Raw genomic sequence first — 24,055 nt, forward strand, 5'->3', positions numbered from 1 at the left:
TTGTATAGAACACTATTCGATATAACATTGAGTACAATATACATAACGACTTTGTGGGTCATTCAACCTTGTCATAAAGTTTGCTTGTTCTTCTAGGTCTGAAAATATAGATATCCATGAGCGTTGTTTAATAACACCACTCGGTAGTAATGTGATTGAGCTGGTTAATATCTGATTAAAAATGGCTTGTTTAGAAGAGACTTTAGGCTCGATAGATATCACATCAAAATCACTTATATTGGCTAAGCTTGCTGCTGTATTAATGGCAGATTGTAAATCGCCTAACTGATCGACCAAACCATTTTCTAAGCCATCGACACCCGTCCAAACACGACCTTGTGCTACTTTATCAACCTCTTCTACTGACATGCTACGTCCTTCTGATACTACTTTTAAGAAGTTAGCGTATCCATTTTCAATACCTATTTGAAATATTTCAGCCAGTTCAGGGCTTAAGGGCTGTGTTATTCCAAACCCTGAAAGAGGGCTAGTTGACACGCCATCTTGGTGAACGCCAATTTTATTAAGTGACTTATCGATAGTCGCAAACATACCAAATATACCGATAGAGCCTGTTAATGTTGTTGGGGACGCAATAATCTCATCTGCTGCAGAAGCTATCCAATAACCACCTGAAGCAGTCACAGCTCCCATTGATACCACTACTTTTTTACCTGCTGTTTTTAAAGCAAGTACTTGCTGTCTAATATTCTCAGAAGCAAAAGCACTACCACCTGGTGTATCTAAACGTATAACAACTGCTTTTACACGGCTATCATTACGTGCTTGTTGTAATAGAGCATTAAAGCTTTTATCTGCAATCGTTGTCCCATCAGTAAATCCAGATACGATTTCTCCGGTGCCATGTATGACTGCTATTTGATTTTCTGCACCTGTTGTTTTATATAAAGGCGATAGGGTTGAGCGATAACTGTTGTAGTCGATAACATTCACCGTGTCATCTTCCGTATTCGCAAGGCGGGTTAAGTTTGAGACGAAATCATCATAAAAAGCTAATTCGTCAACTAATCCGACTGAAAGTGCATATTCACTTGTGTCACCAGATACCGCCTGTAATTTTGCTTTAAGAGACTCTAAATCAGGATTTATAGAATTAGCTGTTATTAGTTTATTGTCTTTACGTTGCGCTAAGATTCGTTTTATATAGCTTTCCCAAAGCTGATCTAACCAATGTTGATTCGCTTCTTTGCTATATTGAGACATTTTAGTTTCAGTAAAAGGTTCAACAAATGACTTATAAGTGCCCACTTTAAATATATGTGGTGTCACTAATAACGTGTCGAGTAGATCTTTAAAATATAGTCTATTAACCGAATAGCCTTGTAACAGCACAAAACCATTTGGTGGCAAAGTAATGTGATCTGCATAAGCGGCTAAATAGTATTGAGTTTGAGTATAATTATCTGCATAGGCAAATACAGGTTTGCCATCAGCTTTAAATTCTTTAATCGCTTCTCCAATATCTGAAAGCTGATCAAGACTTGCCGATTGTAAATCTGTTAACTCTAAGACTAAGCCGGTTATTCTATTATCGTGTTTTGCACTTCGAATTGTTTTAATCAATTCTTGTGTCTCGAATGCTTGTGGTACTTCTTGATCTAACCCAGCTAATTGTTTTGAAATTTCTTGGGAAATATTGATCGGTTGTTTTTTTTCAACAATATACCCATTTAAATCTAAGCGAAGATATGAATTATCTGCCACTTTAATGGGTTCTTCTTGTGTTCGAAAAGAGATGAAAATAACTAATATTATTATTAGGAATAGACTATTAAGAATGAACAAACGGATAAAGTTAATAAATTTAAAGCCTTTAACAAACAACTGCTTAATGAAATTAAATAAGAAAGCCATACTCGGTCCTTGTGAGACAATAAAAGTTCAATATTGATAATAGATAGCTCAATATATGAGTTACCTAGCTAGTTTAGTGGTTATATTCATCACTCTAATTAATGGATCTATTTTACCCGTAAAAATAACTTTTTTTTCGTTAATTCACCGATAGAAGTTAACCCTTCGACAGTCCTTAACTTACAACGTGACCTGGTCAACTGAATTCGGTCAATTTTCTGCGTAAAGTTTATAAATGCTAAATTTATAGTTAAGTGAGTGCATCAAATACACATAAATAATAGATAAAAAAAAGCACCGATTACAAACATAATCAGTGCTTTAAATAATAATTAACGACTCAATTTAAAAGCTTGATGTATCCACGAATAAACCAACTTTTAAATCTTCAGCAGCGTAGATAACTTTTCCATCTACTTCCACAACACCATCAGCAATACCCATTACTAATTTACGCATAATTAAACGTTTCATAGTAATGCGGTAAGTTACTTTTTTAGCTGTTGGTAAAACTTGACCGGTGAATTTAACATTACCTACACCTAGCGCACGACCTTTACCAGGGCCGCCACTCCAACCTAGGAAGAAACCAACTAATTGCCACATTGCATCCAGTCCTAAACAACCAGGCATGACTGGATCGTTTGGAAAGTGGCATTGGAAAAACCATAATGCTTTGTCGATGTCTAGCTCAGCGATTAGCTCGCCTTTACCATGTTCGCCACCATCTTCAGTAATGCTGATAATACGATCTAACATAAGCATTTTGTCGATTGGTAATTGACAGTTGCCTTCGCCAAATAGCTCACCTTGACCACATTTAATTAATTCTTCTTTATTGTAAGAGTTTTTACCCAACTCTTTTTGGGATACGATTTTAGTCATAATCACTTTTCTTAAAATAATTGATAAGGTGAGGTATTAAAATAAACATAAAACTTAATACCACGAAATAATGAGCGCCATACTGTATATGAGCCCATGTAAACAATCAAGAATAATCAATTTCTTGGTTGTTTTTACTTTGATAAACTAATGAAAAATAGAATATTTTATTCTAGACAGTAAACTACTCGAATTTTCTTCCATTTCTTCTTTAGCTGCAATATCGATTCGTAAGTTAATTGCTTTGATAACTTCATCAAAGGTTTTATCTAATAATAATGGATAAGCTTGATGGCAATGAGAAATAGTATGTATTTCGATTTTACCTGCTTCAATTAACGCTAACGTACGTAAATTAAGCGTTAAATTAATCTGGTTTGCTTTAGGCATAACAATCAATACCGTGTCAGTGATTAAACCTAATTCAAACAACCGAGTCACAGACTCTATTTTTTGATTAATACCACCGATGGCTAATACATTACCATGTTGATCAAGCGATCCTGTAACAAATATGTTTTGTTTCACTGGGAATTGTGAATAACAAGAGCTTGCTGCAATTAAAATAGCGAGTGAAGCGCTATCTCCATCACTTTCTTGATAAGACTGTTCAAAGACTAAATTACAAGAATAAGGAAATGCACTAACATGGCTAAAGAAGTGATTTAAATAGCCTTGTACAATGAGCGTACTTTTAGCATGAATGTTACCTGCCAATTCGACTTTTCGCTCGACGTCAATAATTTCACCGTCACCAATCATATCACTCGCAGAGATTCTAAAGACCTCACCAAATTCACAGGGGTAACCTAAGAGCTCTACAACGGATAATCCATTAATTTGACCTATATTTTCACCGGTTAATTGTAGGTTTACTTGTCCTTCAATCAAAGATTGTTCACTGTATTTTCGAGCTAATGATTGTGCTTGGTCGACTTCATCAAAATAAGCGTTTAAATCGTCTTGGCTAATTTTATTATTATCACTGAATAAATTTGCATATTGTAGCGTATGTAAAATGGATTCCGGTGCAAATAACAGTTGATTTTGATGTTGGCATTCAGTTGCCAAAAAGTTTAATAGGGTTGATAAAGCATTATTGTCTAAATTATCTAATCCAAGTTGATTTGTCAGGTTATGACAATAACTCACGATCGCATCAATAGATGATTGTGACACTAGCACTTGACTCGCTAACTCACAAAATAATGAAGAGACTTGTGAATATTCAGGATCAATTTGAATTAACTCTTCAAGTTGTAATCGATTCGCGACTAAAATTATTTTTGTATTAATGAGTTGTTTAGTCAGATCAGGTAATACTTGTTTTATTTTTTCTGCATTAACAGCATCGCTAGCTTGCAAGTGACCACGTTGCAAAACAGATTTCAATTTAAACCATAAACCAGGCTCAACTAATAGCGGGCTGATATTAAGGACTAAAACACCTTGGTTGTATTGCGTTAAGTACCCATCGGTGAAGTCTAACTGTCCATCATTCTCTAATGACAATCGACCAAACAAACTTTCTTGGTTATAACTTAATAAATAACCTGTTGGTAAAGTATCTGTAATGGTTTGTTCAAGCATTTTTTGAGCACTTAACCAATGACGACTATTAACCAACAGCAAAGGAGTGGGTAGTTTTAAATAACGAGAGACTACTGATACTGCTTCAGGAAATAATAACGCTAATTCGGCGCTTTTAGGCTTTTGATATACCGCTAAGTATTGCTCAAAGTGTGTTGTGCATTGTTGTGCTGTTAAAGGAATAGTTTTCTCACTAATAGAATTTATAGCACTAGAGTCATCGTTTGAAGTTGAAGGGTAAATGTTATTGGTCAAAATGTCTGCTCTAGTTAACGTTAAAGGAGGGCAATTTATCACATACCTCCCTATAAAGTTAACAATAAAATGCGCTTTATAATTTATAGCCTTTTACTTTTTGTTGTTGATATTTTATTTCACAAGCAGGGCAGCGTTGTTTCGTTGGGCATTTAAATAGTTCTTCTATCTCAATTTCCACTTCACAATCTGAACATAACCCATACAAACCTAGCTCAATCCCTTGTAAAGCGGCATCGATACTTTGTATTTGTGTTTTGTATAGGTTTAATGAATGACTTTCACTGTGTATTAAGCTATCAATCAAGGTGTCTGCATTCATTGAGTCTACATCTTTAACTAAGTCGTTAAGATATTGCTTAGAAGATGCTGTTAATCTCGCTTTTACTTTTTCTTTTAACTGCATAAATTCGGTTAATAGGTTTTGTTGTAAAAGTTGTTGTTGTTCGGATGTGATTTGATGCATGACAATCGCCCCAATAATTTATAATTATTCATAATAGGTGAGGCGATATTAAAGGTATTGATTTATATCAAGTTTGATTTGTTTGTTAGAATAAATATGTATTAAGAAAAGTGATTGTTACCACTTTTGTTTATCACCAAATAACATTTCTATATCTTTTTGTTTTGCATTTTCTTTCTTCAACCTGTTTTGTTCATGGTTGTTCTCATTGCTTGTCGAGTTACCATCAGATAAATAAGTGCTCACTTCATTTTGATGGTCAACTAGCAATCGATGTTTCTGCAATAGTTCATTGTCTTTATCGGGTATTGAATCTAATATTTTTAATAGCTTGTCGATCATTTGTTTAGCCGTGCTATATTCTTTCATCGACTTAGCTTGAATGATGCGTTTAATACTCGTTTCTAAATTTATTTTTAATTGTATTATTTCTAAATGACGATTCTCAGATACGAATATATTGGTGTTTATTTTTCCTTTTGCGTGTTCTGAACGTAAAACAGCTCTTATTTTTTTAGTCGCCTTCACTAAGGTCACTGCTTCTTTATCATTAGTAGGGAATTGAAATGAGTTTTCAGAAGGAGCGACATAATTGTCATTTATTTGTTTTATTTGAGCTTCAGTATCAGCAAAATGTTCTTTATAACTTGCTGTACGAGGTGACATATTAACCATTATAAACAAAGCATTACGTATTCTATTCTTTAGAACAAGTAATAAAACTTTAGTAAATGGAATCTTCGTTGCAAATAATAAGAGCTCATCCACTTCGGAAATCACTGCATGTTGTTTTGCCACCGTTATACGACGTTCTGTCTCTACTTTTTGTTTATATTGTTGAATGATGTTGTATCCAATCATGACAATAAGCAATAAAGCGACTAAAGAAATTATTAATGGGTACAAGATATAAACTCTTTATGTAAATAATAGAAAAAAGTACATTATATTAATACTTATACGGATTTGTAACACTAAGGTAACTGTAAAGTGAATATACTGCCACTATTATCTGGTTTATTAGTGAGACTGATATGACCTTTTAGTTGCTTTAATTGATGTGCAGTAGCAATTTTTTTAGCGAATAAAAGTCCTAAGCCACTGCGTCCTTTATTGGCATTAAAAGTAGAATATTCATCTCGGTCATTCACATTCATCATGTAGTGAGGGTAGCCTTCACCATCATCTTCTATTGTGAAGGTTAAAAAGGGTGTCTCGTAGTATGCAGAAATGCTAACAACACTTTTAGCATGACGTAATGCATTAATAAATATATCGCCAATCAAATAACTGATCAAATCAACATCATAATAGCCATATAAACTTTTTTCTACATTAACGGTGACCTTAATATGATGGCTATTCAAATATAACCGGTTACGCTCCAATATATCGGTAAGCAATTCATTTACTGAATTTTCTTCTATAAATATAGGTAACTGTTTTTTTTCATCTCGGTAAAGCGCTAGTAGCTGCATTAAGGTGCTATTAATGCGCGACGTTTGATAATGTAAATTAGAGACTGATTTATGTTGCTGAGTGGTCAGGTTATCTGCTAGATCAAGATCTTCAATGGACTGTAATACCATTGCAAGTGGGTTTTTCATATCATGTATGCTTGTTGCTAGAATTGTACTGAAATCAAGCTGTTCATTATTCATGTTTTTCATCACTTCACCGACTTATAAAAGGATATAACATTTCAATGTTACGTATTAAAAGTATCTTGTTGCTGACTATTTATGGGGTTTTATTGTTTTTTAATTCAAGTGTAATCTACTATAAATTGCTTCTATAGATAAGTAACACAGTTATTAATATAGATCTAATAATACACAATACAAAAGTAGGGCTTTGTTAATAGTAGAAGTCTGATAGAATTAAATGGAATAAGCACTAACTAAACATGAGCTGATAACATTATGAAATTGCAACAATTACGCTACATTGTCGAAGTATTAAATCATAACTTAAATGTATCAGCGACTGCTGAAAATTTATTTACGTCACAACCTGGCATCAGTAAACAGGTTCGCATGTTAGAAGACGAACTGGGCATTCAAATATTTGAACGTAGTGGTAAACACCTCACTAAAGTCACCCCAGCTGGCCAAGAAATTATACGTTATTCAACTGAAATATTAGGTAAAGTTGAAAGCATTAAAGCGGTAGCTAATCAATATACAATGCCTGACCAAGGTAAGTTGAATATTGCGACAACACACACACAAGCTCGTTATGCTTTGCCTGAAGTGATTAAAGGCTTTATTAAACGTTACCCTAAAGTGTCTTTGCATATGCACCAAGGTACACCGACACAAATTAGTGAATCTGTGGTTAAAGGAAAAACTGATTTTGCGATTGCGACAGAAGCTTTACACCTCTACCAAGATCTCATCATGTTACCTTGTTACCACTGGAATCGTTCAGTGATTGTGCCTAAAGATCATCCTTTAGCCAATATTAAAAAATTAACCATTGATGATATCGCTCAACATCCTATCGTCACTTATATCTTTGGATTTACCGGACGTTCAGAATTAGATGAAGCATTTAATGCAGCCGGTTATAAACCTAACGTCGTGTTCACTGCAACAGATGCTGATGTTATAAAAACCTATGTACGTTTAGGTCTTGGTGTCGGTGTTATTGCAACAATGGCTATTAATGAAGATGATGATTTTTGTGTGCTTGACGCAAGTCATATTTTTAAATCGAGCTTAACAAGTATAGGCTTTAGAAAGGGCTCTTTCTTACGTGACTATATGTATGATTTCATGGTGAGGTTTGCTCCTCATTTAACGCGTCCATTAGTTGAGAAAGCGATTCAATTAAAATACACCGCAGAAGTGAATAAGTTATTTGAAGATATTGAATTGCCAATAAGGTAGGTTATATCTATTAATCTCTATTGTTATTATTAATAAGTACGATAATAACTAAACAAGCCCACCTTTGTGGGCTTGTTTGTATTTAAAAGAAAGAGAGTTTTAAGAGCTAGTTAAGAGTTAGTTAAGAGACAGTCGAGTGGCTACTTATTTAGAGTTTACTCAGTATAGGAAGAATTTTACTGACTTTATCAAAACACTCTTGATATTCACTTTGTGCATTTGAATCAGCAACAATACCGCCGCCAGCCCAACAATATATTTGTTGGTTATGGCAAACTAATGTCCGAATGGTAATACTACTATCCATGTCTCCATTGCCGTTTATATAAGCAATGCTGCCACAATAAATCTCTCGTTGGAACTTTTCTAGTTCAGAAATGATTTCCATTGAACGAATTTTAGGTGCGCCCGTAATAGAGCCGCCAGGAAAACAAGCGCGAAGTAAATCTTCACAAGTGTATTGAGTATCGAGCCTTCCCGTTACCGTGCTAACTAAATGATGCACAGCGGGAAAGCTTTCAATATTAAATAAACTAGGTACTGAAACAGAGCCTGGTTGACACACTCGACCAATATCATTTCGTAATAAATCCACAATCATCAAATTCTCTGCCTGATCTTTCTCAGAATTCAACAATTGTTGTTTATTGGTTAAGTCTTGTTCACTATTTTGACTGCGTGGCATCGTCCCTTTTATGGGTTTTGTCTGTACTTGGTTGCCGTTTAATAATAAGAAACGCTCAGGTGATACTGAAATGATCACTTGTTCTTGTAAACGTATAAATGCAGCAAAGGGGGCTTTATTTTCTGCTAATAACGCCAAGTAAGCTTGATATTCATTACCCTGGTAAATGGCTTGAAAGCGTTGAGCTAAATTAACCTGATAACAATCCCCACTTAAAATGTATTCTTGAATTTTGTTAAAAGATTGTTTGTATTCTTGTTCACTGTAATTAGATCGCCATTGTTCAGATAAACTGAACGGGGTCATTGCAGTGGGGTCGTTAAGTGATAAATTTTCAAGCCATTGATAACGTTGTTGCCATTGTTCAGCGACGTCTTGTTCTCTGTTCTTAGTACTTTGTTGCAATAAGTAATATTGTTTTTGTTCGAGGTTATATAAAATAGCCCAATCATAAAAACCACAATGGTAGGGACCCAAGTTTAAGCCTACGTTTTGTTGGTCTTTATTAACATGTTCAAACAGCTCGCCCATTTCATAATGATAGGCGGCAATCACCCCCCCCGTAAATGGAAAATCAGTAGTTGATTCTTCATGAAATAATTGTTGTCTAACGTGTAATTGAGCAGCTAAAGGATCTCGTCCCATATCATGCGTTGTATTATTGATGACGTCATGAAATGAAGCACGTTGATTAGATTCTGTCAGCGTCGCGATTGGCTGAGCGCTAAAAATAGACCAATTACTATCAATATGTTCTGAACTTCCTGATTCTAAAAATACAGACCAATTTAAACAAGATAACTCCTGCTTAATGATAGTGATTATCTTTTCAGAGAAAAACAATGGTTTTATGAGTGTATTAGCTGATTTATAAGTCATTTTTTCGTATTTAGGCAACATTTTTGTAACAAAAAATTAGGCGGATAAGGCCAACAATATTACCATTGTTTTACAAAAACTGTTTACTATTTACTGGGAGCGACTGATGACAGTCATTAAAGAGCTGGATTTTATTAATAGCGTTAAAAACTCACTGCAATTTATTTCATACTATCACCCACTGGATTTTATCCAAGCAATGGATAAAGCTTACCAAGCAGAACAAAACCCTGCCGCAAAAGATGCCATTGCTCAAATACTGATTAACTCTCGTATGTCTGCAGAGGGCAAACGTCCAATTTGCCAAGACACAGGAATTGTGACGGTATTCGTTAAAATCGGTATGAAAGTCAGCTTTGATTCTGAGTTATCAGTACAAGAATTAGTGGATGAAGGCGTTCGCCAAGCTTATAACGACCCGTCTAATCCTTTACGTGCTTCTATCGTCGCAGACCCTGCCGGTGCGCGTAAAAATACTAAAGACAATACGCCATCAGTTGTGCATGTTGAAATGGTGAAAGGTAATAAAGTTGAAGTGATGGTGGCAGCAAAAGGCGGCGGCTCAGAAAATAAATCTAAAATGGCGATGTTAAACCCATCAGATTCGATTGAAGATTGGATAGAAAAAACAGTGCCATCAATGGGAGCAGGTTGGTGCCCACCAGGCATGTTAGGAATAGGCATTGGTGGCACGGCTGAAAAAGCGGCAGTGATGGCAAAAGAGTCATTAATGGAGCCTGTTGATATTTTTGATCTACAAGCGAAAGCCAAAGCAGACCCAGAATCATTGGATACTGATGAAAAATTGCGTTTAGAGATCTTCAAGCGTGTCAATAACTTAGGTATTGGAGCACAAGGTCTAGGTGGCTTAACAACCGTGTTAGACATTAAAATAAAAAGTTGTCCTACACATGCGGCATCAAAGCCTGTTGTTATGATCCCTAACTGTGCAGCTACACGTCATGCTCATTTTACTTTAGATGGTTCAGGCGAAGCTGTCTTAACACCACCGTCATTAGACCAATGGCCAGAAATTACACGTGAAGTGGGTGAAAATGTTAAACGCGTTAACGTTAATGACTTATCTAAAGCTGATATGAGCGAATGGAAAAGTGGCGATACAATATTACTGTCCGGTAAAATCTTAACAGGTCGCGATGCTGCCCATAAACGTATTCAAGAATTGATTACAAGTGGCAAAGGTTTACCTGAAGGCGTCGACTTTAAAGGACGTTTTATTTACTACGTAGGTCCTGTTGATGCGGTTCGCGATGAAGTAGTAGGTCCAGCAGGTCCAACAACGGCAACGCGTATGGATAAATTTACCGACTTCATGTTAGAAGAAACAGGTTTATTAGGCATGATCGGTAAGTCTGAACGTGGACAAAATACAGTAGATTCTATTGCTAAACACAAATCAGTGTATTTAATGGCGGTAGGCGGTGCTGCTTATTTAGTCGCTAAAGCGATTAAAAAATCTCGTGTGGTTGCCTTTGCCGATTTAGGAATGGAAGCTATTTACGAATTTGATGTAGAAGATATGCCTGTGACTGTTGCTGTTGATAGCCAAGGAAATAACGTCCATGAGCAAGGTCCGGCGATTTGGAAAGCTAAAATCGCTGAATTAGACAGCAAATTGTCAGAATAGTTACTAAAGTGATTGCTTGAAATAGTCAGGATGGTATAAAAGCATCAACGTAAGTATTTTTCATTATTCATAAAGGAATAAGTATGTTTGAACAAGTAAGTATGGCACCTGCAGATCCAATCCTTGGTTTAACAGATGCATTTAAAAAAGACGTCCGCACAGATAAAATCAACCTAGGTGTTGGTATTTACAAAAATGAAATGGGGCAAACGCCAATTTTAGCGACAGTTAAAGAAGCTGAAAAACGTCTACTTGCTGAAGAAACCACCAAAAGCTACCTTACTATCGAAGGTATTGCAGCTTACGGTGATGCTGTTCAAACATTATTATTTGGTGAAAATGCTGAAATAATCACTTCAAAACGTGCTCGTACAGCGCAAGTGCCTGGTGGTACTGGTGCATTACGTACGGGTGCTGATTTTGCAGTGAGCAAATTAGGCATTAAAAAGATTTGGGTAAGTAACCCAACTTGGGCTAATCACGGTAATGTATTCAAAACATCTGGCTTAGAAGTGGTCGCGTATGACTATTACGATGCTGAGACTAAAGATTTAGATTTTGATGCAATGGTTGCTTCACTACAATCTGTTGAAGCAGGCGAGTTGGTATTGTTCCACGGCTGTTGTCATAACCCAACGGGTATTGACCCAACACAAGCACAATGGGAAATACTCGCAAAACTAATTGCTGAACTAGGTGCTATTCCATTCTTTGACTTCGCATACCAAGGCTTTGGTCATGGCGTTGAAGAAGATGCACAAGGTTTACGTACTTTTGCAAAATATAACAAAGAACTATTGATTGCTAACTCATTCTCTAAAAACTTTGGTTTATACAACGAACGTGTTGGTGGTATTACCCTTGTAGCTGAAGACAGTGATATTGCAGACAGTGCATTCAGTCAAGTTAAAGCGGGTATCCGTTCTAATTACTCAAACCCTCCATGTCACGGTGCAGCGATTGTAACGACTATCTTAAATGACGCTGAGCTTTATAAGCAATGGGTTGAAGAAGTTGCTGAAATGCGTAACCGTATCCAAGAAATGCGTGATTTATTTGTAGCAACGTTAAAAGAAAAAGGCGTTAAAGGTGACTTTAGTTTCATTAGTCGTCAACTTGGTATGTTCTCTTTTTCTGGTTTAACCGTTGAACAAGTAAACCGATTAAAAGAAGAGTTTGCGGTTTATATTGTAGGTTCTGGGCGTATCTCTGTAGCAGGTATGACCAAAAACAATATGCAACCATTATGTGATGCTTTAGCTAAAGTTATCTAATTAACCTTCTGGTTGTTAAATCATTAAACCTTCGCGCTAGTTGTGCTTAGGTTTAATGTTATCAAATTCACTGTTTTTTAGTTGTTATATCGTTAATGATTAACTATTTCTAAAAATTAATGCTAACGTGGTTATCCGTTTCATTGTTTGAAGATAACTACTATATCAATACTTTATTTTATAGCGTAGTTTGTATCTGAATAGAGTACTTAATAGTGATGTTGGTAAAATATGATAGAGATTTATGAGTAAAAAAATTAATCAAAACCTTTCATTTCTAACAAAATTGAAAAAGCTTCCAATATCTGCAGACAATGTAAGATGCTTATTAACGACCAAGGCATTTAAAACAGAGTTATTTCAGCAGATCAATTCCGCAACAAAACGTATCTATATTGCAGCCCTATATTTAGAAGCTGACGATGCAGGTGAAGAAGTTTTAGCCGCTTTATATCAAGCAAAAGATAATCATCCATCGATGGATATTACTGTCTGTATTGATTTTCATCGTGCGCAGCGTGGTTTAATAGGTGCAGAAAAAGGGGGTGATACTAATACCACTTGGTATCAGAAGGTTGCTGCTTTAAAAGGTCGTGGCGTTAAAATTATTGGTTTACCTGTTAAAAGAAAAGAATTGTTTGGTGTACAGCACTTAAAAGGTTTTATTTTTGATGATGTTGTTTTCTATAGTGGTGCGAGCATTAACAATATTTATTTGCATCAGCAGGAACGATATCGATTTGACCGTTATTGGTTAATAACAGATAGTGCATTAGCTGATTCAATGGTTGATTATATTCAACAAGTCATCATCAATAGTGAAGCGGTTGTAGAACTCAATGCGCCTGTTGTCCCTAAGTTCAATGAATTTAAAAAAGAACACAAAAATTTAAGTCGTAACTTAAAACTATCGGGATATCGATTTGACCCTATTGGGTTCAATGGTCTGTCTGTCAGACCTCTTACAGGAATCGGTACAAAGAAAAATTTATTAAATAAAGTGATTAGAGCTATTTTTCATTCTACTGAAAAAGAATTGATTTTATTTACACCTTACTTTAATTTACCGACAGCGTTGTCTCGCGATATTTCTGCATTATTAAAGCGTAAAGTTAATATTACTATTGTGGTTGGCGATAAAACTGCAAATGACTTTTATATTCCTGAAGATAAACCCTTTAAAACGATTGCCGCTTTACCTTATCTTTATGAACTGAATCTGCGTAATTTTGCTAAGAAGCATCATACTTCTATTTTACAAGGTCACTTAAAGTTACATTTATGGAAACATGATTCAAATAGTTTTCATTTGAAAGGTATTTATTCTGATCAACGTTTTTCATTATTAACGGGACATAACCTTAACCCTAGAGCGTGGCGTTTAGATCTTGAAAATGGATTATTGATTGACGATCCAGAAAAACAATTATCAACTCAGTTTAATGAAGAGTTGGCTAATATTCTTTCTCACACACGTTTAATTGAAAGTTATCGTGACATAGATGATATGGCAACTTACCCCGACAAAGTGAAACAACTTATATCTCGTTTAAAAAGAGTCAAAGCAGATAGAATTATAAAAGGGATCATTTAGTGTTAGGTTTGAATATAGCCAGTTAGCGTTTGTCATTAATTTAGAAGGGTGGTGTTAACCCATCCTTTCTTTTTAACTTTATTCCTTTTTTCAATTCTCACTCCCTCAATTTTCACATCTTATTTTTTAGTCTTTATATTGGTTTTTTATCCAAACTATTGATTAAGTTAGATCTGTTCAAACTAGTTCTGAATGATACGTCTGCGATTTATTTTTTAAGTATATTAAATTAAATTCTACTTATTTTGGCAGCGAGCATGACTGTACTCGAGATTACTTGTTTGTTTTAACAGCGATTACATTATTTATTATTATGGCAAACAACAATTTTTAGTATTATCACCTAAAACTGCTGACTATTTAATCGCTTAGACTCATATTACTCATTTAACTATTGAATTATGTTTCTGCTTACGTATAATTCCTCGCATCAAGTGTTAAGGCTTGATGCAGTGACAATGGTAGGCCTCTTGGTTTCTCGCATTGATAACTTATTAACCTGGTCAGAGCCGGAAGGCAGCAGCCATAGTAGGTGATTCAAGTGCCGAGAGTTTGCTGGGAGGTCTACCACCCACCCAAATATCTATATATAATCCAATCAACTTAAGCTTTTAAAGGTCTAACTATGACCCAATACAATTCTCGTTTTGATACTTCACTTAAAGCAAAGCATTTTCTTCCAAAATATTGGGGAACTTGGTTCTTATTAGCTTTATTATTTATTTGTAGTTACATCCCTGTTTCTTTAAGAGATAAAGTAGCAGCATGGTTAGCGGATAAACTTTATAACGCCAATTTTTTAAAAAAGCGAAAAAGAATTGCATTTATCAATATAGGTTTATGTTTTCCTGAATATTCTGAACAAGACAAAGATGCGCTTATGCGTGAAAACTTTCGTTCAGTTGCCCAAATATCATTGTCATTAGGTGAAATAGCTTTCCGTAGTCAATCTTTTTTACGCAAGCGTATTAACTTCATTGGCGAACATTTTGTAAAAGAAGCTGAAGCAGCTAACCAGTCTATCATCTTCTTAGCACCACATTGTTATGGTGTAGACTTTGCAGGTGTAGCTGCCATTTCTGCACGAGGCTATCCACTATCAAGCATGTTTAACGATTATAACAATCCTATCTTTGATTGGTTTGTGACAAACTATCGCACTCGTTTTAGTCGACTTAATGATAAAGGCACACTTTATCATCGCAGTGAAGGGTTAAAACCTTGTATTAAAAGTTTACGAGATAAAGCGCATTTTTATTACTTGCCAGATGAAGATCATGGGCGCGATAGCAGTCTTTTCTCACCATTTTATGCCACTCAAAAAGCAACATTGCCTGTTATTGGTCGTTTAGCTAAATTAGGGCGTGCTGTCGTTATTCCAACTTACACCTCTTATAACGCAAAAACAGGTAAAGTGGATGTTATTTGCCATGCTCCTTTGAACACAATTCCAAGTGGAGATGAGCAACAAGATACCGACTTAATGAATGCTGCGATTGAAAAAGTGATCGATGAAAATAGAGCGCAATACATGTGGACGCTAAAGTTATTTAAGACTCGGCCAGAAGAAGGCTTAAATATATATCAGGAATAGTTTATTAAGACTTCGAGTAGATTTTGATTTAATACAAAACACTATTTTAAAAAAGGCAGCTAAGCTGCCTTTTTATTTACTTGCGATAAAGTCATACGACTGATGAATTGCTTTTTTTAAAAAAGCTTTACAGCCGGTTTTTACAATAGCTTTTAAAATAATTCTGTAACAAATGATACGCTTTATCAAATAGTCTCATTGAGCGTTGTATCGTTGCCCTGTTACTTTAATACTTTCATCACCTAACAAATATAAATAGACACCAAGAATTTGTTCTGGCGTTTTAAGTAAAGTGACATCTTCAGCAGGGTAGGCACTTGCACGCATTGCTGTTTTAGTAGCGCCTGGGTTAATCGCATTAAAGCGCAGAGAGCTATTTTCATATTCATCTGCCACACCTTGCATCATACCTTCCGTTGCGAACTTAGAAACGCTATATGGGCCCCAATATGCTCTTCCTTTTAGACCTACACTTGACGTTGTAAAGATAGTGCTGGCATGTTGCGCTTTTTCTAATACAGGTATTAAATATTTAGTCATTAAAAATGCGGCATTAAGGTTAGTCTGCATCACTTCATCCCACATTGCATTTTCAATTTGAGTGAAAGGACTTAATACACCTAAATGGCTAGCATTATGAACCAACCCATCTAATTTACCGTATTCACGCAAAATTGTATCGGCCATATCACGGTAATGCTCTTCAGTGGCACCATTTAGGTTTACTGGTAAAATAGCCGCAGATTTTTTATTTAATGCTTCAATTTGGTCGTAAACAGCTTCTAGTTTCTTAACTGTCTTTCCTAATAGGATCACATTCGCGCCAAGTTCAGCACATTTGATTGCGAGTGCTTTACCTATACCGGCTCCTGCGCCAGTGATCAGGATAGTTTTATCTGCTAATAAATTATCAGGTGCAAGGTAATCCATTTAATAGTCTCTTCTTAGTAAAAAGTGGCATGATAACTTTTTTTTAAAAAAAACACTCAAACTCTTTTGTACGTTGGGACATTTTTTGTCATGATAAGCGCATATATTATATAAAGAGGATTTATTTTGGATTATTTATTGCAGTACGGGCTATTTTTAGCCAAAGCTATTACATTTGTCATTACTATTGTTGCTATTTTAATTGCAATTATAGCCTTAACCAGCAAGCAAAAAGCCAAAAAAGGTGAGCTAGAAATAACAGATTTATCCGAACAAATTAACGATACAAAAAAATCTATATCAGAACAATTATTAACCTCTGCACAGTTAAAAGCAAAACAAAAAGAAGATAAAAAAGCACTTAAAATAAAGCAAAAAGAAGAAAAGAAATCTGCGGGTAAAACGTCACAACCTGAAAATTCACCGCAACTTTATGTGATTGATTTCAAAGGAAGTATTGACGCAAAAGAGGTCGCGTCATTACGTGAAGAAGTCACTGCTATTATAAGCGTGGCATCAGAGAAAGATGAAGTGTTTGTACGTCTAGAAAGTGGTGGTGGTATGGTCCATGGTTACGGACTGGCAGCATCACAATTACAACGTCTAAAAGACAAAAATATTCCACTTACTATTTCTGTCGATAAAGTGGCTGCAAGTGGTGGTTATATGATGGCGTGTGTTGCTGACAAAGTGATTGCCGCACCTTTTTCTATTATTGGTTCAATTGGTGTGATTGCTCAAATTCCTAATTTTAGTAAGTTACTGAAAAAACATGACGTTGAGTTTGAACAACTCACTGCAGGTCAATACAAACGTACGTTAACGATGTTTGGTGAAAACGATGATGTAGGCCGTGAGAAATTTAAGCAAGAGTTAGAAGAAACACATCAGTTATTTAAACATTTTGTGAGTGAACACCGCCCACAATTGAATATTGATAAAATTGCAACGGGTGAGCACTGGTATGGTTCACAGGCGTTGGATTTGGAACTTGTTGATAAAATCCAAACAAGTGATGATTATCTACTAGAACAGCTCAATTCTAGACATATTGTGCAAGTTCGTTACCAAAAAAGTAAAAAATTAGCTGAAAAAATAGGAAAAAGTGTCGCTTCGTCTGTAGAATCCAGTTTTTTAACTATAATGCAAACTAATGTATCAAGAATGTTTAAATAACGTTATGCATTAAAATATGTTAAAAAGCCGACTATTAACGAGTCGGCTTTTTATTTGTATCTTCCAAAAATAAAAAAAATAGGTTGCTATTAGTTAAAACTTTGGATTATATAAAAAAGAGAAATTCATTGGACGAGTTATCATTCTTTCTGAAACAGACTATTTATTAGGTACTAAAGCAATATGAGCAAATCTCTGGTTATCGTAGAATCACCTGCCAAAGCAAAAACAATCAATAAATATTTAGGCAAAGATTTTATTGTAAAATCAAGTGTTGGACACGTACGTGATTTACCAACAAGTGGTAGTGCTAAAAAATCTATCGATGCTAAAAAGAAAAAATCTTTAGCTGGTTTAACCCCCGCACAAAAAGCAAAAGAAACAGCAAAAAGAACACAAGCTGCGCTAGTTACTCGAATGGGTATAGACCCAAAAAATAACTGGGCTGCTAATTACGAGATATTACCTGGCAAAGAAAAAGTCGTTGATGAATTATTAAAACTTGCTGAAGATGCTCCAACTATCTATCTCGCAACCGATTTGGATAGAGAAGGGGAAGCGATTGCTTGGCACCTTAGAGAGATTTTAGGTGGCGATCACAGTAAGTATCAACGTGTTGTTTTTAATGAAATAACAGAAACTGCTATTCAGGAAGCGTTTAAACACCCGACAGAATTAAATATTGATGGTGTCAATGCACAACAAACGCGACGTTTCTTGGACCGATTAGTTGGCTTTATGGTTTCACCGCTATTGTGGAAAAAAGTAGCACGTGGCTTATCTGCTGGTCGCGTTCAGTCAGTTGCCGTTAAGTTACTCGTTGAACGTGAGCGTTTAATTAAAGCATTTAACCCTGTTGAATTTTGGGATCTTCATGCTCAAACTATTTCGCAAGACAAAACCTCTTTACGTTTAGAAGTTTATAAACAAAATGATAAAACCTTTGCGCCGGTTAATGAGCAAGAAACATCTGTTGCTGTAGAAGCATTAAAAGATGCAACTTATAAACTACATTCGCGTGAAGATAAACCAACAACCAGTAAAGCAAGTGCACCATTTATCACTTCAACTTTGCAGCAAGCTGCAAGTACACGTTTGGGCTTTGGTGTTAAGAAAACCATGATGCTTGCACAACGTTTGTATGAAGCGGGTTACATTACTTACATGCGTACCGATTCAACCAATTTGAGTAAAGATGCGGTTGCCTCAGCACGTGAATTTATCGCAAAAGAGTTTGGTAGTAATTATCTACCTGAAGCAGCTGTTTCTTATAGCAGTAAAGCGGGTGCTCAAGAAGCCCATGAAGCGATTCGTCCTTCAGATGTCTCACAACGTGCAGAATTAATCGACGTAACAGACAAAGATGCAAAACGATTATATGAGCTTATTTGGCGTCAATTCTTAGCATGTCAAATGCTACCTGCTCTATATGATTCATCAACATTGGTTATTCAAGCTGGTGATTATAAGCTACGTGCTAAAGGTCGTACTTTACGTTTTGCAGGTTGGACAATGGCCCAACCAGTAACAAAAAGTAAAGCTGATGAGATTCATTTACCTGATTTAAAAGTGGGTGAAGAATTAACATTAGTTGAGCTAGAGCCTTTACAGCATTTTACTAAACCACCTGCTCGTTTCTCTGAAGCTGCATTGGTTAAAGAATTAGAAAAACAAGGTATTGGCCGACCATCAACTTACGCCAGTATTATTTCAACGATTCAAGATCGTGGTTATGTGAAAGTCGATAAACGTCGCTTCTTTGCCGTTAAAATGGGTGAAATTGTTACCGACCGTTTAACTGAGAACTTTACTGACTTAATGAGTTACGACTTTACTAAAGCAATGGAAGAAAAGTTAGATGCCATTGCAGAAGGTAATGCGGATTGGCATAAAGAGTTAGACAGGTTTTACAAAAATCTAACAACACAACTTGATCAAGCTGAACTACCGGTTGAAGATGGGGGCATGCGTCTTAATGATCCGGTTATCATTGACGAAGTAGCTTGTCCTACTTGTGATCGACCTATGGGTATTCGTACTGCGAGTACAGGTGTTTTCCTTGGTTGTTCTGGCTATGCATTACCACCGAAAGAACGTTGTAAGACAACGATTAACTTAGTTGATGGCGAAGAAGTTGAAGATCTTCTTAGTTCTGAAGATCTTGAAACCGCTGCTTTGATGGCGAAACATCGTTGTCCTAAATGTGATACTGCGATGGATAGCTACTTAATCGACGAAACACGTAAACTACATGTCTGTGGTAATAATCCACTGTGTGACGGTCATACGGTTGAAGTGGGTGAGTTTAAAATCAAAGGTTACGACGGTCCGATTGTTGAGTGTGACAAATGTGGCACCGATATGCAGCTTAAAGATGGCCGCTTCGGTAAATACATGGATTGCACCAACGAAGAATGTAAAAACACACGTAAAATATTACGTAGTGGTGAAGTGGCTCCACCAAAAGAAGATGCGGTGCATTTACCTGAACTAGAGTGTGAACAAAGCGATGCTTACTTCATTCTTCGTGATGGCGCTGCAGGTATCTTTTTGGCGGCCAGTACGTTCCCGCGTTCTCGTGAAACACGTGCGCCTAAAGTGGTTGAGTTAGCTAAATTCCGCGATAGAATTTCTGAGAAATTTTATTATCTCGCGGATGCACCTCAAAAAGATCCTGAAGGCAATCTCGCTGTTGTTCGTTATAGCCGTAAAAATAAAGAACAATATGTGATGACGGAAATAGATAAAAAAGCAACAGGCTGGACTGCTAAATATATTGATAATAAATGGGTTGAAGAAATCCCTAAAAAGAAAGTGGCTAAAAAAGCGAAAGCTAAAAAGTAGTTTTATAAACTTTCTTCTTAATGGCAGCCTTGGCTGCCATTTTTATATCTTCAATTTATTGAGTTATTTTTCAGCAACTAATGGATTTGTTAATCACTAACAGCTTGTTGTTGGTTTAAATTTTTAAACATTTGTATATACTAGCGTTTTTTCAAAGGATGGTTTCAAATGCGCATAGCTTTAGGTATTGAATACGATGGTGCTAACTATTACGGTTGGCAAAGACAAAAAGAAGTTAATTCGGTTCAAGAAGAGCTAGAAAAAGCATTATCTAATATTGCAAACCATCCCGTAACAGTTAATTGTGCAGGTAGAACCGATGCAGGTGTTCACGGCACAGGACAAATCGTTCATTTTGATACCGATTCAGATCGACAAGTGAGTGCATGGACATTAGGTGTTAATGCTAAATTACCTGGTGATATAGCAGTACGCTGGGTTAAAGAGGTTGATGATTCATTTCATGCGCGTTTCAGTGCAACTGCTCGACGTTACCGTTACATTATTTATAATGGTGTTTACCGTCCAGGTATTCTAAGTAAAGGTTTGAGCCATTATCATTGTGACCTAGACGCCGAATTAATGCAGCAAGCAGGGCAGTTTATCGTCGGACAACATGACTTTACATCTTTTAGAGCATTACATTGCCAAGCTAACAGCCCAGTTCGTGCTATTGAATATTTGAATATTACACGTCGCAGTGACTTTATTATTATCGATATTAAAGCCAATGCCTTTTTACACCATATGGTACGAAATATTGCAGGTAGTTTGATTGAAGTCGGGCAAGGTAAACAACCTGTTGATTGGTTAGGTACTTTGCTGAGCTATAAAGATAGATCGAAAGCGGCAGCAACAGCTAAACCTGGCGGTTTATATCTTGTTGAAGTGGATTATCCTGAACAGTTTGATTTACCAAGACCTGCTTGTGGTCCTTTATTTTTAGACATTTAATGTGACAAAAACTATGACAACTAACACATCGAATATCCCTTTTTCTGCAGATGATTTAACAACGTGGTTAAAGCATTTAGAGCAATTACATCCCAATGTTATCGAATTAGGATTAAAACGAATTACTGAAGTGGGTAAGCGTTTAAATCTAATTAATTTCGATGCTAAAGTCATTACTGTCGCCGGTACTAATGGTAAAGGGACAACTTGTGCTTATTTAGAAAAAATATTGATTGATGCAGGTTTTAAAGTCGGTGTTTATAGCTCTCCACATATTCATCGTTATAATGAACGTCTCCGTATTAACCTTCTTGAGCTTGACGATCAACAACATTGCGAAGCATTTGCTGTTATTGAACAAGCACGTCTTGATATATCACTGAGTTATTTTGAATATGCCACCTTAGCGTGTTTGTATCTTTTACAGCAGCAACAATGTGACTATATATTACTGGAAGTTGGATTGGGTGGGCGCTTAGACGCCACTAATATGGTGGAATCAGATATTAGTGTCGTGACAACTATCGGAATAGACCATGTTGACTGGTTGGGTAGTGATAGAGAAATAATTGGTTTTGAAAAAGCTGGGGTGTTTAGAGCAAATAAACCTGCCATTTGTGGTGAGCTTGATGTACCTCAATCGATTATTATTCATGCTCAGGCTATCTCATCTCAATTAAGTTTAGCTTCTCGTGATTTTTCTTTTAAAGTCATCGATGAAAATACTTGGTCATGGCAGGGTAAGCAAACATTAGCACCCATCAAGCAAACATTAATGCCTATGCAAAATGCATCGACAGCACTCGCTGTGATTGAAGCCTTATCCATTGATATTACCCCTGAAAAATTGATATCCTCTATTGAAAACGCGTCATTAGTAGGGCGATTACAAGCATTAGCAGGTTATCATTGCGATCTTTATATCGATGTGGCTCATAATCCTCAATCCGCGGAATATTTAGCCTCTCAACTAAAACGTTTGAAAGAAGCTAAAGGCGCGAACTGTAAAGTGCACGGTATTGTTGGCATGTTGTCAGATAAAGATATGACCGCGACTTTATCTGCCATTAATTTACAAATTTCGGAATACAATTTTGTTGATTTAAATTGTTATAGAGGTGCGTCTGCTGAGTTACTTTTAGCGGCATACAAAAAAAGTGTAAATAATGATCATACTGTGACTTGTTATAAAAATGTCACCAGTGCGGTTGATAAGGTAGTTAAGAATAGCGATGCATCTGATATAGTGATTGTATTCGGTTCTTTTCATACCGTTTCAGATATTTTAACCCATTAGCAAGGTATAGAACGTGGATTCTCAGTTTAAAAACCGTTTAGTAGGCGTCACCATATTAGTTGCACTTGTTGTTATCTTTTTACCGTCATTAATTGACGGCAAAAAAACGACCTATCAACAAGAATTTGTAGCCACACCGATTAAGCCTGAATTAAAAGAACACTCTAAGACTTTCCCTGATACCACTGCGGTCAATGACGAACAACTTATTATTGAAAATGAACCTACCGATGAAAATCAACGTGAAATAGTAAGTACTTCTGATTGGAAAGTTGAAGAAGTTGCTTCAACAGTTGTCATAGACGAACCAAAAGAGCAACCAGAAAAGATTATTAAATCAGCACCAACGCCTAAACCTGTTACTGTTAAAGCGCCTGTATTTGATGACCCGGCTTGGACGATTCAATTAGGTGCATTTCAAAACAAAGCGAATATAAATACATTATTGAAAAAATTGAATAAAGCGGGCTTCCAAGTTCATACTGTTCCTAAAGAAGTCATTGATGGACAATTGACTCGTGTATTTGTTGGGCCGGATGTGTCAAAACAAAAATTAGAAGAAAAACTACCAAGATTGAAAAGCTTAACAAGTTTAAATGGTAAGTTAGTGCCATTTAATCCAATAGCACCTTAGTTTTTGAAGCCTTTTAAAACATTCTCTGATAGAATGCGCGCGTCAAAGACTCACTACAATATTTAGGGATAGTATGAATTGGTTTGATTTCGCCATACTCGGTGTAATTGGTTTATCATCATTAATTAGCTTAATCCGTGGCTTCACTAAAGAAGCTGTCTCCCTCGTCACTTGGTTCGCTGCCTTTTTTGTCGCCAGCAACTTTTATCCCGAAATGGCTCAGTTCATTACGGGTATTGAAGACCTTAAAATACGTAATAGTGCTGCTATTGCGATCCTCTTCATCGCTACCTTATTGATTGGCGCTCTCGTCAACTACATTATTAATCGTCTCGTTGCAGTCACAGGTTTATCAGGTACCGATAGGTTACTGGGTGTTATCTTCGGTGCAATACGCGGTATTTTGATTGTTAGTGCATTATTATTTTTCGCTGACTACATCACCTCATTCGAAGAAACGCTATGGTGGAAAGAGGCTCAATTACCTCCTCATTTTGCTATTGTGATTACATGGTTTTTCGAACATTTAGAAAGCTCATCGAGTTTTCTAAAAAATATACAGTCAACTAAGATTTAATCGTTGA

Annotated in this window: 19 protein-coding genes and 1 other RNA gene; 12 read left to right on the top strand and 8 right to left on the bottom strand. The window is 36.1% G+C overall.

The features are described 5' to 3' along the window. Positions 1-12: 12 nt before the first annotated feature. From sppA to Q0794_RS07060, 6 genes are all read right to left on the bottom strand, one after another. Positions 13-1,875 carry a signal peptide peptidase SppA gene (sppA, locus tag Q0794_RS07035; protein WP_298941029.1) on the bottom strand — a complete coding sequence of 621 codons (1,863 nt, stop codon included), beginning with the start codon at positions 1,873-1,875 and terminating at the stop codon, positions 13-15. 345 nt (positions 1,876-2,220) lie between these two features. Next, positions 2,221-2,760 (bottom strand): bifunctional 3-hydroxydecanoyl-ACP dehydratase/trans-2-decenoyl-ACP isomerase, encoded by a 540-nt coding sequence (gene fabA / locus Q0794_RS07040; protein ID WP_160061783.1) that lies wholly within the window; start codon positions 2,758-2,760, stop codon positions 2,221-2,223. A gap of 147 nt (positions 2,761-2,907) precedes the next feature. Continuing rightward, complete coding sequence (locus Q0794_RS07045) at positions 2,908-4,647, bottom strand: AAA family ATPase (RefSeq protein ID WP_298941030.1); 1,740 nt, start codon at positions 4,645-4,647, stop codon at positions 2,908-2,910. Positions 4,648-4,681: 34 nt separating this feature from the next. Next, positions 4,682-5,071 (bottom strand): TraR/DksA C4-type zinc finger protein, encoded by a 390-nt coding sequence (locus tag Q0794_RS07050; RefSeq protein WP_298941031.1) that lies wholly within the window; start codon positions 5,069-5,071, stop codon positions 4,682-4,684. Positions 5,072-5,188: 117 nt separating this feature from the next. After that, positions 5,189-5,977 carry a DNA repair ATPase gene (locus Q0794_RS07055; RefSeq protein WP_298941032.1) on the bottom strand — a complete coding sequence of 263 codons (789 nt, stop codon included), beginning with the start codon at positions 5,975-5,977 and terminating at the stop codon, positions 5,189-5,191. Positions 5,978-6,045: 68 nt separating this feature from the next. Beyond that, a complete protein-coding gene (locus tag Q0794_RS07060; protein ID WP_298941033.1) occupies positions 6,046-6,741 on the bottom strand; it encodes a HAMP domain-containing sensor histidine kinase in 696 nt (231 codons plus the stop codon). A 252-nt stretch (positions 6,742-6,993) separates the two neighbouring features. On the opposite strand from Q0794_RS07060, the gene cysB reads away from it, so the two are divergent. Beyond that, the gene (cysB, locus tag Q0794_RS07065; RefSeq protein ID WP_160061779.1) at positions 6,994-7,962 is read left to right on the top strand and encodes an HTH-type transcriptional regulator CysB; all 969 of its coding nucleotides are present in this window, start codon (positions 6,994-6,996) and stop codon (positions 7,960-7,962) included. Positions 7,963-8,110: 148 nt separating this feature from the next. Here the strand turns inward: cysB and pabB are convergent, their stop codons facing one another. Beyond that, positions 8,111-9,526, bottom strand: a complete 1,416-nt coding sequence (gene pabB, locus Q0794_RS07070) for an aminodeoxychorismate synthase component I (protein ID WP_298941034.1) — start codon at positions 9,524-9,526, stop codon at positions 8,111-8,113. Between the two features lie 106 nt (positions 9,527-9,632). Here pabB and Q0794_RS07075 point away from each other — a divergent pair, with 106 nt between their 5' ends. The 5 genes from Q0794_RS07075 to lpxM all read left to right on the top strand — a co-directional run bounded on the left by Q0794_RS07075 (position 9,633) and on the right by lpxM (position 15,636). Beyond that, a complete protein-coding gene (locus Q0794_RS07075) occupies positions 9,633-11,174 on the top strand; it encodes a fumarate hydratase (RefSeq protein ID WP_298941035.1) in 1,542 nt (513 codons plus the stop codon). Positions 11,175-11,257: 83 nt separating this feature from the next. Beyond that, positions 11,258-12,448, top strand: a complete 1,191-nt coding sequence (locus Q0794_RS07080; RefSeq protein WP_298941036.1) for an amino acid aminotransferase — start codon at positions 11,258-11,260, stop codon at positions 12,446-12,448. A 244-nt stretch (positions 12,449-12,692) separates the two neighbouring features. Continuing rightward, on the top strand, positions 12,693-14,042 hold the full coding sequence (gene pssA / locus Q0794_RS07085) for a CDP-diacylglycerol--serine O-phosphatidyltransferase (RefSeq protein WP_298941037.1): 1,350 nt from the start codon (positions 12,693-12,695) through the stop codon (positions 14,040-14,042). 468 nt (positions 14,043-14,510) lie between these two features. Next, positions 14,511-14,606: signal recognition particle sRNA small type (ffs, locus tag Q0794_RS07090), an RNA gene on the top strand. A 61-nt stretch (positions 14,607-14,667) separates the two neighbouring features. After that, positions 14,668-15,636 carry a lauroyl-Kdo(2)-lipid IV(A) myristoyltransferase gene (gene lpxM / locus Q0794_RS07095; RefSeq protein ID WP_298941038.1) on the top strand — a complete coding sequence of 323 codons (969 nt, stop codon included), beginning with the start codon at positions 14,668-14,670 and terminating at the stop codon, positions 15,634-15,636. 195 nt (positions 15,637-15,831) lie between these two features. On the opposite strand, the gene Q0794_RS07100 is transcribed toward lpxM, so the two are convergent. After that, positions 15,832-16,566, bottom strand: coding sequence for a YciK family oxidoreductase (locus Q0794_RS07100; RefSeq protein WP_298941039.1), 735 nt, complete (start codon positions 16,564-16,566; stop codon positions 15,832-15,834). Positions 16,567-16,692: 126 nt separating this feature from the next. Here Q0794_RS07100 and sohB point away from each other — a divergent pair, with 126 nt between their 5' ends. The 6 genes from sohB (at position 16,693) to Q0794_RS07130 (ending at position 24,048) form a co-directional block, all read left to right on the top strand. After that, positions 16,693-17,742, top strand: a complete 1,050-nt coding sequence (sohB, locus tag Q0794_RS07105; RefSeq protein ID WP_298941040.1) for a protease SohB — start codon at positions 16,693-16,695, stop codon at positions 17,740-17,742. A 183-nt stretch (positions 17,743-17,925) separates the two neighbouring features. After that, positions 17,926-20,586, top strand: a complete 2,661-nt coding sequence (gene topA, locus Q0794_RS07110) for a type I DNA topoisomerase (RefSeq protein WP_298941041.1) — start codon at positions 17,926-17,928, stop codon at positions 20,584-20,586. Between the two features lie 168 nt (positions 20,587-20,754). After that, entirely contained in the window at positions 20,755-21,540 is a 786-nt protein-coding gene (gene truA, locus Q0794_RS07115) for a tRNA pseudouridine(38-40) synthase TruA (RefSeq protein ID WP_298941042.1), read from the top strand. Positions 21,541-21,553: 13 nt separating this feature from the next. Next, complete coding sequence (gene folC, locus Q0794_RS07120; RefSeq protein ID WP_298941043.1) at positions 21,554-22,837, top strand: bifunctional tetrahydrofolate synthase/dihydrofolate synthase; 1,284 nt, start codon at positions 21,554-21,556, stop codon at positions 22,835-22,837. Between the two features lie 13 nt (positions 22,838-22,850). Then, complete coding sequence (locus Q0794_RS07125) at positions 22,851-23,471, top strand: SPOR domain-containing protein (RefSeq protein WP_298941044.1); 621 nt, start codon at positions 22,851-22,853, stop codon at positions 23,469-23,471. Between the two features lie 73 nt (positions 23,472-23,544). Then, positions 23,545-24,048: a CvpA family protein gene (locus Q0794_RS07130; RefSeq protein WP_025566023.1), complete on the top strand. Its 504-nt coding sequence runs from the start codon at positions 23,545-23,547 to the stop codon at positions 24,046-24,048. Positions 24,049-24,055: the final 7 nt, after the last annotated feature.

It is taken from the genome of uncultured Psychromonas sp. (assembly GCF_947489755.1).
GTDB lineage: Bacteria > Pseudomonadota > Gammaproteobacteria > Enterobacterales > Psychromonadaceae > Psychromonas.

What these genes read in the sequence shown, in the direction of transcription:
- sppA (WP_298941029.1), bottom strand. Translation starts at nt 1,875, where the DNA reads ATGGCTTTCTTATTTAATTTCATTAAGCAGTTGTTTGTTAAAGGCTTT.
- fabA (WP_160061783.1), bottom strand. Translation starts at nt 2,760, where the DNA reads ATGACTAAAATCGTATCCCAAAAAGAGTTGGGTAAAAACTCTTACAAT.
- Q0794_RS07050 (WP_298941031.1), bottom strand. Translation starts at nt 5,071, where the DNA reads ATGCATCAAATCACATCCGAACAACAACAACTTTTACAACAAAACCTA.
- Q0794_RS07060 (WP_298941033.1), bottom strand. Translation starts at nt 6,741, where the DNA reads ATGAAAAACATGAATAATGAACAGCTTGATTTCAGTACAATTCTAGCA.
- cysB (WP_160061779.1), top strand. Translation starts at nt 6,994, where the DNA reads ATGAAATTGCAACAATTACGCTACATTGTCGAAGTATTAAATCATAAC.
- pabB (WP_298941034.1), bottom strand. Translation starts at nt 9,526, where the DNA reads ATGACTTATAAATCAGCTAATACACTCATAAAACCATTGTTTTTCTCT.
- Q0794_RS07075 (WP_298941035.1), top strand. Translation starts at nt 9,633, where the DNA reads ATGACAGTCATTAAAGAGCTGGATTTTATTAATAGCGTTAAAAACTCA.
- Q0794_RS07080 (WP_298941036.1), top strand. Translation starts at nt 11,258, where the DNA reads ATGTTTGAACAAGTAAGTATGGCACCTGCAGATCCAATCCTTGGTTTA.
- pssA (WP_298941037.1), top strand. Translation starts at nt 12,693, where the DNA reads ATGAGTAAAAAAATTAATCAAAACCTTTCATTTCTAACAAAATTGAAA.
- lpxM (WP_298941038.1), top strand. Translation starts at nt 14,668, where the DNA reads ATGACCCAATACAATTCTCGTTTTGATACTTCACTTAAAGCAAAGCAT.
- Q0794_RS07100 (WP_298941039.1), bottom strand. Translation starts at nt 16,566, where the DNA reads ATGGATTACCTTGCACCTGATAATTTATTAGCAGATAAAACTATCCTG.
- topA (WP_298941041.1), top strand. Translation starts at nt 17,926, where the DNA reads ATGAGCAAATCTCTGGTTATCGTAGAATCACCTGCCAAAGCAAAAACA.
- truA (WP_298941042.1), top strand. Translation starts at nt 20,755, where the DNA reads ATGCGCATAGCTTTAGGTATTGAATACGATGGTGCTAACTATTACGGT.
- folC (WP_298941043.1), top strand. Translation starts at nt 21,554, where the DNA reads ATGACAACTAACACATCGAATATCCCTTTTTCTGCAGATGATTTAACA.
- Q0794_RS07130 (WP_025566023.1), top strand. Translation starts at nt 23,545, where the DNA reads ATGAATTGGTTTGATTTCGCCATACTCGGTGTAATTGGTTTATCATCA.